General features: G+C 56.7%; 1 protein-coding gene. It reads left to right on the forward strand.

Annotated elements, in window-relative coordinates; translation table 11 throughout:
• Positions 1-427: chorismate synthase (locus tag D7V97_RS43775; RefSeq protein ID WP_120616320.1), on the forward strand; the 427-nt coding region annotated here is incomplete at both ends.

The following is a 427-nucleotide window of genomic DNA, read 5'->3' on the forward strand; positions in this document are numbered from 1 at the left end:
GCGTCAGGTTGCGAATGTCGAAATTATCGGCTACGTACAGCGCATCCAGCATCTTGAAGCGGCGATCGACGCCAACACCGTCACGCTTGAACAGGTGGAAAGTAACATTGTGCGGTGCCCGGATGCCGAGCGCGCCGATCAGATGATTGAGCTGATCGAGCAAATTGGGCGATCGGGCGATTCGGTGGGCGGTGTGGTCGAATGCGTAGCGCGGCGAGTTCCGAAAGGATTGGGTGAACCCGTGTTTGACAAGCTTGAAGCCGACCTTGCGAAAGCCTTGATGTCGCTTCCGGCGAGCAAAGGTTTTGAGATTGGGTCAGGTTTTGCGGGAACGCTGCTGACGGGAATCGAGCATAACGACGAGTTTTATCTGGACGAGCAGGGCGAAACCCGCACCGTCACGAATCGATCGGGCGGCATTCAAGGT

Source organism: Corallococcus sp. CA053C (assembly GCF_003611675.1).
Taxonomy (GTDB): Bacteria; Myxococcota; Myxococcia; order Myxococcales; family Myxococcaceae; genus Corallococcus.